Origin of the sequence: Priestia sp. SIMBA_032 (assembly GCF_046535215.1) — a bacterium.
In the GTDB taxonomy this organism is placed as follows: domain Bacteria; phylum Bacillota; class Bacilli; order Bacillales; family Bacillaceae_H; genus Priestia; species Priestia aryabhattai.
On sequence record NZ_JAWRXD010001446.1, the window covers coordinates 1 to 241 of the forward strand.

The 241-nt window shown below is 65.6% G+C and carries 1 protein-coding gene; it reads right to left on the reverse strand.

From position 1 onward, the window contains the following. Positions 1 to 241 (reverse strand): GGDEF domain-containing protein (locus tag SB717_RS39105; protein WP_410908663.1); only part of this gene is annotated, 241 nt, incomplete at both ends.

Sequence of the window (241 nt, forward strand, 5' to 3'; positions counted from 1 at the left end):
GCGACTCTTCCAGCGCCCGGCGCAGGTTCTCCGATACGGAGCGTGCACCGTCCTCGCGCGTGCCCGGCAGGAGTATCAGGAACTCTTCCCCGCCCCAGCGCGCCGTCACGTCCACGCCGCGCACATGCTTGCTGATCAGTTCTGCCAGGTGAACGAGCACCTCGTCTCCGACCTGGTGCCCGAGCGTATCGTTGATGCGCTTGAAACTGTCGATGTCGGCCATGATCAGCGACGCGGGCTC